Here is a 13,782-nt window from a genome sequence, read left to right on the forward strand (position 1 = left end):
GAACGCGAGCGTCTGAGGACAAGCCCTCGGCCTATTAGTACCGGTCAACTCCACCCCTCACAGGGCTTCCATATCCGGCCTATCAACCCAGTCGTCTACTGGGAGCCTTACCCTCTCAAGGAGGTGGGAGTGCTCATCTCGAAGCAGGCTTCCCGCTTAGATGCTTTCAGCGGTTATCCCTCCCGAACGTAGCCAACCAGCCATGCCCTTGGCAGGACAACTGGCACACCAGAGGTTCGTCCGTCCCGGTCCTCTCGTACTAGGGACAGCCCTTCTCAACACTCCTACGCGCACAGCGGATAGGGACCGAACTGTCTCACGACGTTCTAAACCCAGCTCGCGTACCGCTTTAATGGGCGAACAGCCCAACCCTTGGGACCTACTCCAGCCCCAGGATGCGACGAGCCGACATCGAGGTGCCAAACCATCCCGTCGATATGGACTCTTGGGGAAGATCAGCCTGTTATCCCCGGGGTACCTTTTATCCGTTGAGCGACGGCGCTTCCACAAGCCACCGCCGGATCACTAGTCCCGACTTTCGTCCCTGCTCGACCCGTCAGTCTCACAGTCAAGCTCCCTTGTGCACTTACACTCAACACCTGATTGCCAACCAGGCTGAGGGAACCTTTGGGCGCCTCCGTTACTCTTTAGGAGGCAACCGCCCCAGTTAAACTACCCACCAGACACTGTCCCTGATCCGGATCACGGACCCAGGTTAGACATCCAGCACGACCAGAGTGGTATTTCAACGACGACTCCACCATGACTGGCGTCACGGCTTCAAAGTCTCCCACCTATCCTACACAAGCCGAACCGAACACCAATATCAAGCTATAGTAAAGGTCCCGGGGTCTTTCCGTCCTGCTGCGCGAAACGAGCATCTTTACTCGTAATGCAATTTCACCGGGCCTATGGTTGAGACAGTCGAGAAGTCGTTACGCCATTCGTGCAGGTCGGAACTTACCCGACAAGGAATTTCGCTACCTTAGGATGGTTATAGTTACCACCGCCGTTTACTGGCGCTTAAGTTCTCAGCTTCGCCCCGACGAATCAGAGCTAACCGGTCCCCTTAACGTTCCAGCACCGGGCAGGCGTCAGTCCGTATACATCGCCTTACGGCTTCGCACGGACCTGTGTTTTTAGTAAACAGTCGCTTCTCGCTGGTCTCTGCGGCCACCCCCAGCTCTGGCAGCAAGTGCCGTCACCAGGAATGGCCCCCCTTCTCCCGAAGTTACGGGGGCATTTTGCCGAGTTCCTTAACCATAGTTCACCCGAACGCCTCGGTATTCTCTACCTGACCACCTGAGTCGGTTTGGGGTACGGGCCGCCATGAAACTCGCTAGAGGCTTTTCTCGACAGCATAGGATCATCCACTTCACCACAATCGGCTCGGCATCAGGTCTCAGGCTATTGTTGTGCGGATTTGCCTACACAACGCCCTACACCCTTACCCCGGGACAACCACCGCCCGGGCTGGACTACCTTCCTGCGTCACCCCATCGCTCACCTAGTACAGACTTGGTTCAGCGGCTCCACCACGTCCCATTGTCCGAAGACTCCGGGCCGGCTTCACGGCTTTAGCATCACCTGGTTCAGCGTTGGCGCTTCAAAGCGGGTACGGGAATATCAACCCGTTGTCCATCGACTACGCCTGTCGGCCTCGCCTTAGGTCCCGACTTACCCTGGGCAGATCAGCTTGACCCAGGAACCCTTGGTCAATCGGCGCAAGAGTTTCCCACTCTTGTATCGCTACTCATGCCTGCATTCTCACTCGTATACCGTCCACGACTGGTTTCCACCGCCGCTTCACCCGGCACACGACGCTCCCCTACCCATCACAGCAGGCGTTGGCCCTATATGCTGCAATGACACGACTTCGGTGATGTGCTTGAGCCCCGCTACATTGTCGGCGCGGAATCACTTGACCAGTGAGCTATTACGCACTCTTTCAAGGGTGGCTGCTTCTAAGCCAACCTCCTGGTTGTCTCTGCGACTCCACATCCTTTCCCACTTAGCACACGCTTAGGGACCTTAGTCGGTGTTCTGGGCTGTTTCCCTCTCGACCATGGAGCTTATCCCCCACAGTCTCACTGCCACGCTCTCACTTACCGGCATTCGGAGTTTGGCTAAGGTCAGTAACCCGGTGAGGCCCATCGCCTATCCAGTGCTCTACCTCCGGCAAGAAACACGTGACGCTGCACCTAAATGCATTTCGGGGAGAACCAGCTATCACGGAGTTTGATTGGCCTTTCACCCCTAACCACAGGTCATCCCCCAGGTTTTCAACCCTGGTGGGTTCGGTCCTCCACGAAGTCTTACCTCCGCTTCAACCTGCCCATGGCTAGATCACTCCGCTTCGGGTCTTGGGCATGCAACTCAGACGCCCTGTTCGGACTCGCTTTCGCTACGGCTACCCCACACGGGTTAACCTCGCTACACACCGCAAACTCGCAGGCTCATTCTTCAAAAGGCACGCAGTCACAAGACACACAGCAAGCTGCACGTCCGACGCTCCCACGGCTTGTAGGCACACGGTTTCAGGTACTATTTCACTCCGCTCCCGCGGTACTTTTCACCATTCCCTCACGGTACTATCCGCTATCGGTCACCAGGGAATATTTAGGCTTAGCGGGTGGTCCCGCCAGATTCACACGGGATTTCTCGGGCCCCGTGCTACTTGGGAGTTTCTCAAACGAGCCGTACAGATTTCGCCTACGGGGGTCTTACCCTCTACGCCGGACCTTTCGCATGTCCTTCGACTATCCATACGGTTTCTGACTCGCCGACCGGCCGGCAGACCGGTCAAGAAAAATCCCACGACCCCGTGATGGCAACCCCTGCCGGGTCTCACACCATCACGGTTTAGCCTCATCCGGTTTCGCTCGCCACTACTCCCGGAATCACGGTTGTTTTCTCTTCCTGCGGGTACTGAGATGTTTCACTTCCCCGCGTTCCCTCCACATACCCTATGTGTTCAGGTATGGGTGACAGCCCATGACGACTGCCGGGTTTCCCCATTCGGAAACCCCCGGATCAAAGCCTGGTTGACGGCTCCCCGGGGACTATCGTGGCCTCCCACGTCCTTCATCGGTTCCTGGTGCCAAGGCATCCACCGTGCGCCCTTAAAAACTTGGCCACAGATGCTCGCGTCCACTGTGCAGTTCTCAAACAACGACCAGACACCCACACCCGACAACCCGCAGGCTGCCTCGCATGGGACCGGCATCACTGAAGCAACAGCCTTCCGGCCGTTCCCTCAGGACCCAACAACGTGCCCGACACCCAGAATCGATCAACCGCGTTCCACGCCGAAGCAGTACTTGCAGAAGCCGATCCAGTGTGCCGAATAGTCAACGTTCCACCCATGAGCGACCGTGCAGAACATTCGCCTGCAAGCGGCACATTGCTCCTTAGAAAGGAGGTGATCCAGCCGCACCTTCCGGTACGGCTACCTTGTTACGACTTCGTCCCAATCGCTGGTCCCACCTTCGACGGCTCCTCCCCTTACGGGTTAGGCCACCGGCTTCGGGTGTTACCGACTTTCGTGACGTGACGGGCGGTGTGTACAAGGCCCGGGAACGTATTCACCGCAGCATGCTGATCTGCGATTACTAGCAACTCCAACTTCATGGGGTCGAGTTGCAGACCCCAATCCGAACTGAGGCCGGCTTTTTGGGATTCGCTCCGCCTCGCGGCATCGCAGCCCTTTGTACCGACCATTGTAGCACGTGTGCAGCCCAAGACATAAGGGGCATGATGATTTGACGTCGTCCCCACCTTCCTCCGAGTTGACCCCGGCAGTCTCCTGTGAGTCCCCATCACCCCGAAAGGCATGCTGGCAACACAGAACAAGGGTTGCGCTCGTTGCGGGACTTAACCCAACATCTCACGACACGAGCTGACGACAACCATGCACCACCTGTATACCGACCACAAGGGGGCGCCCATCTCTGGACGTTTCCGGCATATGTCAAGCCTTGGTAAGGTTCTTCGCGTTGCGTCGAATTAAGCCACATGCTCCGCTGCTTGTGCGGGCCCCCGTCAATTCCTTTGAGTTTTAGCCTTGCGGCCGTACTCCCCAGGCGGGGAACTTAATGCGTTAGCTGCGGCACCGACGACGTGGAATGTCGCCAACACCTAGTTCCCAACGTTTACGGCGTGGACTACCAGGGTATCTAATCCTGTTCGCTCCCCACGCTTTCGCTCCTCAGCGTCAGTAATGGCCCAGAGATCCGCCTTCGCCACCGGTGTTCCTCCTGATATCTGCGCATTTCACCGCTACACCAGGAATTCCGATCTCCCCTACCACACTCCAGCCTGCCCGTATCGAATGCAGACCCGGGGTTGAGCCCCGGGCTTTCACATCCGACGCGACAGGCCGCCTACGAGCTCTTTACGCCCAATAATTCCGGACAACGCTCGCACCCTACGTATTACCGCGGCTGCTGGCACGTAGTTAGCCGGTGCTTCTTCTGCAGGTACCGTCACTTGCGCTTCTTCCCTGCTGAAAGAGGTTTACAACCCGAAGGCCGTCGTCCCTCACGCGGCGTCGCTGCATCAGGCTTTCGCCCATTGTGCAATATTCCCCACTGCTGCCTCCCGTAGGAGTCTGGGCCGTGTCTCAGTCCCAGTGTGGCCGGTCGCCCTCTCAGGCCGGCTACCCGTCGTCGCCTTGGTAGGCCATTACCCCACCAACAAGCTGATAGGCCGCGGGCTCATCCTGCACCGCCGGAGCTTTACACCCAGGACCATGCGGTCCCGGGTCATATCCGGTATTAGACCCCGTTTCCAGGGCTTGTCCCAGAGTGCAGGGCAGATTGCCCACGTGTTACTCACCCGTTCGCCACTGATCCACCCCGAAGGGCTTCACCGTTCGACTTGCATGTGTTAAGCACGCCGCCAGCGTTCGTCCTGAGCCAGGATCAAACTCTCCGTGAATGATTACCCGTAATCGGGTCAGCACTCGCGTCGAGCGGCACGGCAACCACCGGAATAGGGCGGCCCCGCGCACTGCGTCCTCGCTAGTGTTTACTTCAAAAGGAATCTCCAACCCCGGAACAAGTCCGAGGCCGGGGATGTCAACATATCTGGCGTTGACTTTTGGCACGCTGTTGAGTTCTCAAGGAGCGGACACTTCCTTCGGGCGGCTTTCACACCGGCCCTCCGGGCGCTTCGTTCTTTCGTGTTCCCAGCTTATCAGATGTTTTCCGCTCCGTTTTCCGGAGTTTCATTCATCGGATTTCCCGAACTGGACGGGGCCGCTTTCTTGCGACGTCCTCCACATTAGCGCATTCCGAGAGTTACTCGAAATTCATGCTCCGAGCGACACGCACTCGATGGGATGGCCGTTTCAGCGACTCGTTCAACACTAGTCCACCTGGAGGACACCGTCAAACATCAGGGGCGGGATCCGGCTTGATCCCGCCCCTGATGGTCGAAGCCGCAGGTCAGCGGCATCGGGTTTCGGTCACTTGATCAGCTCGGCGGCGGCCAGGTTCCGCTTGCCGCGGCGCAGGACCAGCCAGCGGCCGTGCAGCAGATCGGCCTCGGCCGGCACCGCCTCCTCGTCCGTCACCTTGACGTTGTTGAGGTAGGCACCGCCCTCCTTGATCGTCCGGCGCGCGGCCGAACGACTCGGGGAGAGACCGACGGCGACCAGCAGGTCGACGATCGGCTGGAGCTCGGTGACCTCGGCCTTGGGGACCTCGGCCAGCGCCGCCGCCAGGGTCGGGGCCTCCAGGTCGGCGAGGTCGCCCTGGCCGAACAGTGCCTTGGACGCGGCGACCGCGCGCTCGTACTGCTCGGCGCCGTGCACCAGGGTGGTCAGCTCCTCGGCCAGCGCGCGCTGGGCGAGGCGGGCGGCCGGGCGCTCGGTGGTCTCGCGCTCCAGCTCCTCGACCTCCTCCTTCGAGCGGAAGCTGAAGATCCGCAGGAAGTTGGGGACGTCCCGGTCGTCCGCGTTCAGCCAGAACTGGTAGAAGGCGTACGGGGTGGTCAGCTCGGGGTCGAGCCAGACCGTGCCGGACTCCGTCTTGCCGAACTTGGTGCCGTCGGCCTTGACGATCAGCGGCGTGGCCAGCGCGTGCACGGACTTGCCGTCGGCCTTGCGGATCAGGTCCGTGCCGGCCGTGAGGTTGCCCCACTGGTCGCTGCCGCCGGTCTGCAGCGCGCAGCCGTAGCGGCGGTTCAGCTCCAGGTAGTCCATGCCCTGGAGGATCTGGTAGCTGAACTCGGTGTAGCTGATGCCCGCGTCGGAGTTGAGCCGTCGGGCGACGGCCTCCTTGGCGATCATGTTGTTGACGCGGAAGTACTTGCCCACGTCGCGCAGCAGGCTGATCGCGGACATCCCGGAGGTCCAGTCCAGGTTGTTCACCATGCGCGCCGCGTACGGGCCGTCGAAGTCGAGGAACCGCGAGATCTGGCCACGCAGGCGCTCGACCCAGGCGGACACCGTCTCGGGGTCGTTGAGCACGCGCTCGGCCGTGGGCTTCGGGTCACCGATCAGACCGGTGGCGCCGCCGACCAGGCCGAGCGGGAGGTTCCCCGCCTGCTGGATGCGGCGCATGGTGAGGATCTGGACCAGGTTGCCGAGGTGCAGGCTGGGCGCCGTCGGGTCGAAGCCGCAATAGAACGTGACCGGGCCGTCCGCGAACGCCTTGCGCAGTGCGTCCTCGTCGGTGGACAGGGCGATCAGCCCACGCCACTGCAGCTCGTCGACGATGTCCGTCACGGTCACGCTTCTCCTTCGATCGGGCGCCCGCCCGGTGCCGGCCCGGTCCGTCCGGGCCCCGGGTGCGGGGCGGCTCCAGCTTTGTAGAGCCTACGCGGTCCCGGCCAACGAGTTTTCTCCGCACCGGCACGGACGCGCCGGGCGGCTCGGATTCCGGGAAGGCCCGGTTCCGGCCGGATCCGGTTCCCGTGCGTGCCGTCGTGGCCGTGCCCCTCGGTGACACCGGAAATTCCGTTGTTCGACGGCCCCGTGCCCCTTCAGAGTGGTCCCACCGCCGCGCGGCGGCAGTGACGTGTGTGGAGACGGTCGTGCCGCCGTGGCACGCCCGCGGAAGGGTGGCCGAGGTGCGCAGCACGCTGGTTCTGAACGCAAGCTACGAGCCGCTGACGACGGTGTCGCTCCAGCGTGCCGTGGTCCTGGTGCTCCAGGACAAGGCCGTGGTCGAGCAGGCCCACCCACTGCGCACCGTGCGCGGGACGGGGGTGACCGTACCGGTGCCGCGGGTGATCAGACTCCAGCGGTACGTCCGGGTGCCGTTCCGACAACAGGCTCCGTGGTCTCGCCGCGGGGTGCTCGTCCGGGACCAGCACCTGTGCGCCTACTGCGGGCGGCGGGCCACCACGGTGGACCACCTGCAGCCCAGGTCGCGCGGGGGTACGGACACCTGGATGAACACGGTGGCCGCCTGTTCCGAGGACAACCAGCGCAAGGCCGACCGGACACCGGAGCAGGCGGGGATGAAGCTGCTGCGCCGGCCGTTCGTGCCGACGCCGCAGGCCACCCTGATGATGGCGCTGGGCCTGCGCGGCGCGGACGTCCGTGAGCTGGCGGCCTGGCTGCCGGCCCAGGTGGTCGCGTCGGCGGCGCCGTCCGCCGCCTGAGGCGGCACCCGGACCAAGGGGGGACCGGGGGGAAGCTCGGCCGCGCGTCGACGGGGGGAAGTCGGTGCGCGGCCGGGCAGGGGCGCGACAGCTCGGGAGCGGCGCAGGGGCGGGGGCGGGGGCTACTCCTGCGCCCGGTAGCCGGTCGCGGTGCCGAAGTTGGTCGAGTGCTCGGGGACGGCGACGACCCGGCCGCCGCCGATCAGCACCCGCCCGGAGACCAGCAGCGAACCGGTGCCGGGCGGGAAGTTGCCGCCGACCGTCTGGCGTCCGTCGGCCAGGGCGAAGCGGCTGAGGTGGGCCGGCTGGTCGAGGCGCTCGTCGACCGCGAGCACCAGCGCGCCGCCGTCCACCGCGACCGCCCGGGCCGTGCCCTTCTCCCGGGCGGTGGTGCGCCAGCGCTGCTTGCCGCTGTCGAGGTCGTAGCCCACCACCGCGACGGAGCCGCCGGCGCCGCTCGCGGGGGCGACCGTGGTGATCATGGTGCGGTCCTGGAAGAAGGCCCCGGGAGTGGCCGAGAACATTCCGTGGGCGACGTCGAGCCGGCCCCCCGAGCCCGCGACCGGGATCTCGGTGGCGGGGTCGCCGTTGGCGCCCCAGGCCAGGACCCGGTCGTCCTCGGGCTTCTCGCCGGTGGTGAGGACGACCGGTGGCTCGACCGAGAGCACCGTCGCGGTCCTCGGCTGGTTGTTCAGGGCGCGCGACCAGGTGACCTTGCCGTCGACGGCGTTCAGCGCGACGGCCTGGTCCACGGGGGTGGAGTCGGCGCAGGAGCTGGCGACCAGAACGGTACCGCCGGACGCCCCGCCGGAGAGGGTGCAGAACTTCCCCTGCCCGGTGTACTGCCAGAGGTCGTTGCCGCCGGTGGCCTCCCAGGCGACGGCGTGGCTGTCGCCGACCGCTATCACCTTGTCGTCGGTGACCCCGACGCTCGCGCCGTAGGCGCCCTTGGCGTCGGAGAGCGACTTGGTCCAGGCCGTCCGGCCGGTGCCGCTGTCGACGGCCGCGACCAGGGAGCAGGGGCTCTTGGGGTCGGCCCGGGGCCGGAAGAGCACGGCGCCGAGGCCGGTCAGATTGACGGTCGGCGAGAGGCCGCAGGGCACGGCGCCGGCGGCGGGCGGCTCCATCGACCAGGTCGGACGGCCGTCCGTGAGGTCGTAGGCACGGACGCCGGTGGCGTCGGCCCGGACCACGGCGCCCGCCAGCAGCCAGCTGCCGACCAGGGTGTCGTCACCGCCGGGCTGGGCGGCGGCACCGGCGGCCCAGGTGCGGGTGTGCGCGACGGTGAAACCCGGCTCGCCGCCGGTGGCGTTGCGGGCGGAGCCGCCGCCCTCCTGCCCGACCACGAGGCCGGCCGCGACCAGGACACCGAGCGCGGCGACCCCCGCCCCGGTGCGCACCAGCAGGGCCCGGCGGCCGGGGGTGTGCTCGGCGGCGACGACGGCGTCCGCCGCGGCCCTGGCCCTGTCCGCGATGCCGGTCCGGCCCGCGGTGCGGTCCGCCCGCCGCGACGAGGGCGCCGAAGGTTCCGGCTCGGCCTCGGGTTCCGGCGCGGGCTCGGCGGCGGGCTCCGGCTCCGCTTCCGGCTCCAGCCGCACATAGCCGTCGTCGGAGAACTCGGCCCCGGCGGGGGCGTACAGCTCCCCGCCGGTCGGCTGCTGCGGGACGACGACGTAGGGCGCGTACCGCCGGTGCTGCTGGTCCGGCCCGTCGACGGCTCCGTGCGCCCAGGGCTGCTGCGGGAGGTGACCGTACCCGGCCTGCGGGGTGTACGGGTCGTAGTGGGCGTAGTCCTGCTCGGTGTACCCCTGCTGCCCGTACCCCTGCTCCGGGTACCCCTGCTGTCCGTGCTTCCCCGGCCACGCCTGCTGCGCCGCGTACCCGGCGTGGGCCTGCCCCGTCCCGTCGGGGTACGCGGGGTACTCGGCGTCTCCCGGCGGGAACTCCGGGTGCCCGGGGTGGCCGGCGGGCCACTCCTGGGGCGCCTGCCGCGGGTACCACTGCTGCGGGTGGCCGTCGCCGAGGGGATCCTGAGCCATCCGTTCCGTCCTCCCGACCGCCTGCGATGCGGCAGTCAGCATCTCACGCCCCCGGAGCGGGGCGGAGCGGACGGTTCCGGTGCGGTCGGACGGGCCCCGACCGCACCGGTCCACCGGTGAATCCGCGCTACCGCGCGGACTCGGCGGCCAGGGCGGCGTCGATCCGGGCCGCGAGGCCGAGGTCGAGGGCGGTGAGACCCCCGGCGCTGTGGGTGGAGAGCACGAAGCGCAGGGTGCGCCAGCGGATGTCGATGTCCGGGTGGTGGTCCATCGCCTCCGCGGCCTCCGCCACGGCCACCACGACCCGGATCCCGGCCGGGAAGTCGGGGGCGTCGGCGGTCCGGACGATGCTGTCGCCCTCGCGCGTCCAGTGCGGCAGGCCCGCCATCCCGGCGGTGATCCCGTCCTCGGTCAGCCGTTCGCGGCTCATCGGCTCTCCTGTCCTGTCACCGGCGGCCGGTCGGTCGTCAGCCCGTCCGTCGGGGACGGGCGACCAGCTCGCCGCCGCAGTTCGGGCAGGCTCCGGCCATCTCCTCGGTGCACGGCCCGCAGAACGTGCACTCGTAGGAACATATAGAGGCCGGGCCGTCCGGGGTCAGCGACACCTCGCAGCGCTCGCAGATCGGGCGCATTTCCAGGGCCATGCCGGGCTCCCTACGGTTCAGGTGGCGAGCAGCTTGACGACGGCCGCCAGGCCGACGACGACGATGACGGCGCGCAGCGCCTGCGGCGGGAGGCGGCGGCCGACCTTGGCACCGGCCATGCCGCCGACCAGCGAGCCGACCGCGATCAGTCCGGCGGCGGCCCAGTTCACGGTCGAGGTGAAGAGGAAGAACAGCGCCGCGACACCGTTGACGATCATCGCGAGGGCGTTCTTCACCCCGTTGATCCGCTGCAGGTCCTCCTGCAGCATCATGCCCATCAGCGCCAGCAGCAGGACGCCCTGCGCCGCGCCGAAGTAGCCGCCGTAGACGCCGGTGAGGAAGATGCCGACGAGCAGCAGCGGACCGCCGTGCGGATCGCCGTCGGGGCGGCGGCGGGCGGCGACGGCCTTGGCCACCCGTGGTTGCAGCACCACGAGGACCAGGGCGAGCAGGATCAGCACCGGGACGATCGCGTCGAAGGCGGCGCTGGGCAGTTCGATCAGCAGGTAGGCGCCGAGGACGCCGCCGAGCAGGGAGGCGGTGCCGAAGCGGGCGAGCCGGGCGCCCTGGCCCTGCAGCTCGCGCCGGTAGCCGAGCACGCCGCTGGCCGAGCCGGGGACCAGGCCGAAGGCGTTGGAGACGTTGGCGGTGACCGGCGGGAGTCCGACGGCGAGCAGTACCGGGAACGTGATGAGGGTGCCGGAGCCGACGATCACGTTGATCATCCCCGCGCCGACGCCCGCCACCAGGACGGCGATCGCCTCCCAGACCGTCATGAGCCACCTCCCGTTGGGGTCCTGCCGCCGTGATCATGCCGGACGGACGGGTGCCGGTACCACCCTCGCCCAGGATTCGGGACGTAGGACACACCGGGGGCGAACGGACCCGAGGGCCCGCCCCCGTGCGGTACGGGGGCGGGCCCTCGGTGGGGACCGCTGTGGGCGGCGGGCAGGCCGCGCGGCCTACTGCTCGGGGTCGTTCTTGCGGTACTCGCGGAGCGGGTCGATCCGGGGCCGGGCGGCACCCTTGGTGTCGGTGTCCAGCGGGCGCGGGCCGGCGGCCGGGTCGATCGGCACCTGGGTGGCGGCGGGCGGGGCGGCCGGGGCCGCGGTGGGGGCGGCCATCGCGCTGCCGTTGGCGCCGCCGGTCAGACCGGTGAAGGCGCCGCCCAGGCCCTTGAGCGCGTCGCCGACCTCGCTCGGGATGATCCAGAGCTTGTTGGAGTCGCCCTTGGCCAGCTCGGGCAGGGTCTGCAGGTACTGGTAGGCCAGCAGCTTCTGGTCCGCGTCGCCCTCGTGGATCGCCTCGAAGACGGTCCGGATGGCGGCGGCCTCACCGTCGGCGCGGAGCACGGCGGCCTGGGCCTCACCCTCGGCCTTGAGCACCTCGGCCTGCTTCTCGCCCTCGGCGCGCAGGATCTGGGACTGCCGGTTGCCCTCGGCGGTGAGGATCGCGGCGCGCTTGTCCCGCTCGGCGCGCATCTGCTTCTCCATCGAGTCCTGGATCGAGGTCGGCGGCTCGATGGCCTTCAGCTCGACCCGGTTGACCCGGATGCCCCACTTGCCGGTGGCCTCGTCGAGGACGCCGCGCAGGCCGGCGTTGATGACCTCGCGCGAGGTCAGGGTGGATTCGAGGTCCATCGAGCCGATGATGTTGCGCAGCGTGGTGACGGTGAGCTGCTCGATCGCCTGGATGTAGCTGGCGACCTCGTAGGTGGCCGCTCGCGCGTCGGTGACCTGGTAGTAGATCACCGTGTCGATGTTGACCACCAGGTTGTCCTGGGTGATCACCGGCTGCGGCGGGAACGGCACGACCTGCTCGCGCAGGTCGATCCGGTTGCGGACCCGGTCGATGAACGGGACCACGATGTTCAGGCCGGCGTTGAGCGTCCGGGTGTAGCGGCCGAAGCGCTCCACGATCGCGGCGCTGGCCTGCGGGATGACCTGAATCGTCTTGATCAGCGCGATGAAGGCCACCACGACCAGGACGACCAGGACGATAAGGACGGGTTCCACTGACTCTCCCCTAGACGACCAGGGCGGTCGCGCCCTGGATTTCGACGACGTCGACCTGCTCACCCGGCTGGTACACCTGCTCGGGGTGGAGCGCGCGGGCCGACCAGATCTCACCGTTGAGCTTGATCCGGCCGCCCTCCCCGTCGACCTTCTCCGCGACGACCGCGGTGGCGCCCTTGAGCGCCTCGATGCCCATTCTGATCTGCGGGCCCTTCCGCAGTGCCCGGTAGGCGATCGGGCGGACGACGACCAGTTGCGCGACCGAGACCGCGACGAAGGTCAGCACCTGCCACACCACGTCGGCGCCCAGACCGGCGACGCCGGCCGCGAAGAGCGCGCCGACGGCGAACATCGCGAGCTCCGGCATCGTGGTGATCACCAACGGTATGCCGAGGCCGACGGCGACCAGGAGCCACCAGATCCAGCTGTCCACGTGTCCATCCTAGGGAGGGAAGGGCCTATGACGCGGTCAGTTCCCGCAGGTGGAGGGGCGGAAACCGGTCGCACGTGCGACCGGTTCCGGTTCGGCCGGGTTCGGCGGAGTTCACCGGCGTCCCGCCGGGGCCCGGACGGACCGCGGAAGGAACGGCCCCGGCCGGTGCGGACCTGCGCGGACCGGCGCCGACGGACCGGCGCCGGCCGGGCCGGTTCAGCCGAGCGGCAGGCCCTGGGCGGACCAGCGGTCGCCGTGGCGCTCCAGGGTCAGCGGGAGGCCGAAGCACCTGGAGAGGTTGCGGGCGGTGAGCTCGGTGTCGATCGGTCCGGCGGTGAGCACCTTGCCCTGGCGGATCATCAGGACGTGGGTGAAGCCGGGGGCGATCTCCTCGACGTGGTGGGTGACCATCGCCATGGCCGGCGCGAACTCGTCCTGGGCCAGGGCGCCGAGACGGCGGACGAGGTCCTCGCGTCCGCCGAGGTCGAGGCCGGCGGCGGGCTCGTCGAGCAGCAGCAGCTCGGGGTCGGTCATCAGGGCGCGGGCGATCAGGGTGCGCTTGCGCTCGCCCTCGGAGAGGGTGCCGAAGCGGCGGTCCGTCATCCCGGCCATGCCGAGACGGTCGAGCAGGGCGAGCGCGCGCGACTCGTCGGACTCCTCGTAGGACTCCTGCCAGGTGACGGTCATGCCGTACGCGGCGGTGAGCACCGTCTGCAGCACGGTCTGCTCGGCGGGCAGCTTGTCGAACATGGCCGCGCCGGCCAGACCGATCCGCGAGCGGAGCTCGAAGACGTCGATCTCGCCGAGCTTCTCGCCGAGGACGCTGACCTTGCCGGAGGTCGGGAACAGGTAGGAGGAGGCGATCTGCAGCAGGGTGGTCTTGCCGGCACCGTTCGGGCCGAGGATGACCCAGCGCTCGCCCTCGGAGATGGACCACGAGACCTGGTCGACCAGCGCGCGCCCCTCCCGGACCACGGAAACGTCCACCAGCTCCAGCACGTCGCTCATGCCTATGCCTTCCCCAAAAACAGATATACGGC

General features: G+C 67.0%; 9 protein-coding genes and 2 rRNA genes. 1 reads left to right on the top strand and 10 read right to left on the bottom strand.

The window, feature by feature from the left end; all coding sequences use genetic code 11:
* Window positions 1-14: 14 nt before the first annotated feature.
* From BLU95_RS11650 to tyrS, 3 genes are all read right to left on the bottom strand, one after another.
* Window positions 15-3,136, bottom strand: a 23S ribosomal RNA gene (locus BLU95_RS11650).
* A gap of 278 nt (window positions 3,137-3,414) precedes the next feature.
* Window positions 3,415-4,938: ribosomal RNA gene (locus tag BLU95_RS11655) — 16S ribosomal RNA — on the bottom strand.
* The 16S and 23S rRNA genes sit together here, the layout of an rRNA operon.
* Before the next feature lie 529 nt (window positions 4,939-5,467).
* Window positions 5,468-6,730, bottom strand: a complete 1,263-nt coding sequence (tyrS, locus tag BLU95_RS11660; RefSeq protein WP_093864806.1) for a tyrosine--tRNA ligase — start codon at window positions 6,728-6,730, stop codon at window positions 5,468-5,470.
* 344 nt (window positions 6,731-7,074) lie between these two features.
* Here tyrS and BLU95_RS11665 point away from each other — a divergent pair, with 344 nt between their 5' ends.
* Complete coding sequence (locus BLU95_RS11665; protein ID WP_045940078.1) at window positions 7,075-7,611, top strand: HNH endonuclease; 537 nt, start codon at window positions 7,075-7,077, stop codon at window positions 7,609-7,611.
* 122 nt (window positions 7,612-7,733) lie between these two features.
* Here the strand turns inward: BLU95_RS11665 and BLU95_RS11670 are convergent, their stop codons facing one another.
* The 7 genes from BLU95_RS11670 to BLU95_RS11700 form a co-directional block, all read right to left on the bottom strand.
* Complete coding sequence (locus BLU95_RS11670; RefSeq protein WP_093859964.1) at window positions 7,734-9,650, bottom strand: outer membrane protein assembly factor BamB family protein; 1,917 nt, start codon at window positions 9,648-9,650, stop codon at window positions 7,734-7,736.
* A 127-nt stretch (window positions 9,651-9,777) separates the two neighbouring features.
* Window positions 9,778-10,080, bottom strand: coding sequence for a 4a-hydroxytetrahydrobiopterin dehydratase (locus BLU95_RS11675; RefSeq protein WP_093859965.1), 303 nt, complete (start codon window positions 10,078-10,080; stop codon window positions 9,778-9,780).
* 37 nt (window positions 10,081-10,117) lie between these two features.
* A complete protein-coding gene (locus BLU95_RS11680; protein ID WP_030398239.1) occupies window positions 10,118-10,294 on the bottom strand; it encodes a DUF1272 domain-containing protein in 177 nt (58 codons plus the stop codon).
* 17 nt (window positions 10,295-10,311) lie between these two features.
* Window positions 10,312-11,070 (bottom strand): sulfite exporter TauE/SafE family protein, encoded by a 759-nt coding sequence (locus BLU95_RS11685; RefSeq protein WP_093859966.1) that lies wholly within the window; start codon window positions 11,068-11,070, stop codon window positions 10,312-10,314.
* A gap of 186 nt (window positions 11,071-11,256) precedes the next feature.
* The gene (locus BLU95_RS11690) at window positions 11,257-12,309 is read right to left on the bottom strand and encodes an SPFH domain-containing protein (protein ID WP_093859967.1); all 1,053 of its coding nucleotides are present in this window, start codon (window positions 12,307-12,309) and stop codon (window positions 11,257-11,259) included.
* Between the two features lie 10 nt (window positions 12,310-12,319).
* Entirely contained in the window at window positions 12,320-12,742 is a 423-nt protein-coding gene (locus tag BLU95_RS11695) for an NfeD family protein (protein ID WP_030398242.1), read from the bottom strand.
* Between the two features lie 216 nt (window positions 12,743-12,958).
* Window positions 12,959-13,750, bottom strand: coding sequence for an ABC transporter ATP-binding protein (locus BLU95_RS11700; RefSeq protein WP_093859968.1), 792 nt, complete (start codon window positions 13,748-13,750; stop codon window positions 12,959-12,961).
* Window positions 13,751-13,782: the final 32 nt, after the last annotated feature.

It is taken from the genome of Streptomyces sp. TLI_053, from assembly GCF_900105395.1.
Lineage (GTDB): Bacteria > Actinomycetota > Actinomycetes > Streptomycetales > Streptomycetaceae > Kitasatospora.

Bases quoted from the DNA above. Each gene is read 5' to 3' on its own strand.
- BLU95_RS11670 (WP_093859964.1), bottom strand. From the start codon at position 9,650: ATGGCTCAGGATCCCCTCGGCGACGGCCACCCGCAGCAGTGGTACCCG.
- BLU95_RS11675 (WP_093859965.1), bottom strand. From the start codon at position 10,080: ATGAGCCGCGAACGGCTGACCGAGGACGGGATCACCGCCGGGATGGCG.
- BLU95_RS11680 (WP_030398239.1), bottom strand. From the start codon at position 10,294: ATGGCCCTGGAAATGCGCCCGATCTGCGAGCGCTGCGAGGTGTCGCTG.
- BLU95_RS11685 (WP_093859966.1), bottom strand. From the start codon at position 11,070: ATGACGGTCTGGGAGGCGATCGCCGTCCTGGTGGCGGGCGTCGGCGCG.
- BLU95_RS11700 (WP_093859968.1), bottom strand. From the start codon at position 13,750: ATGAGCGACGTGCTGGAGCTGGTGGACGTTTCCGTGGTCCGGGAGGGG.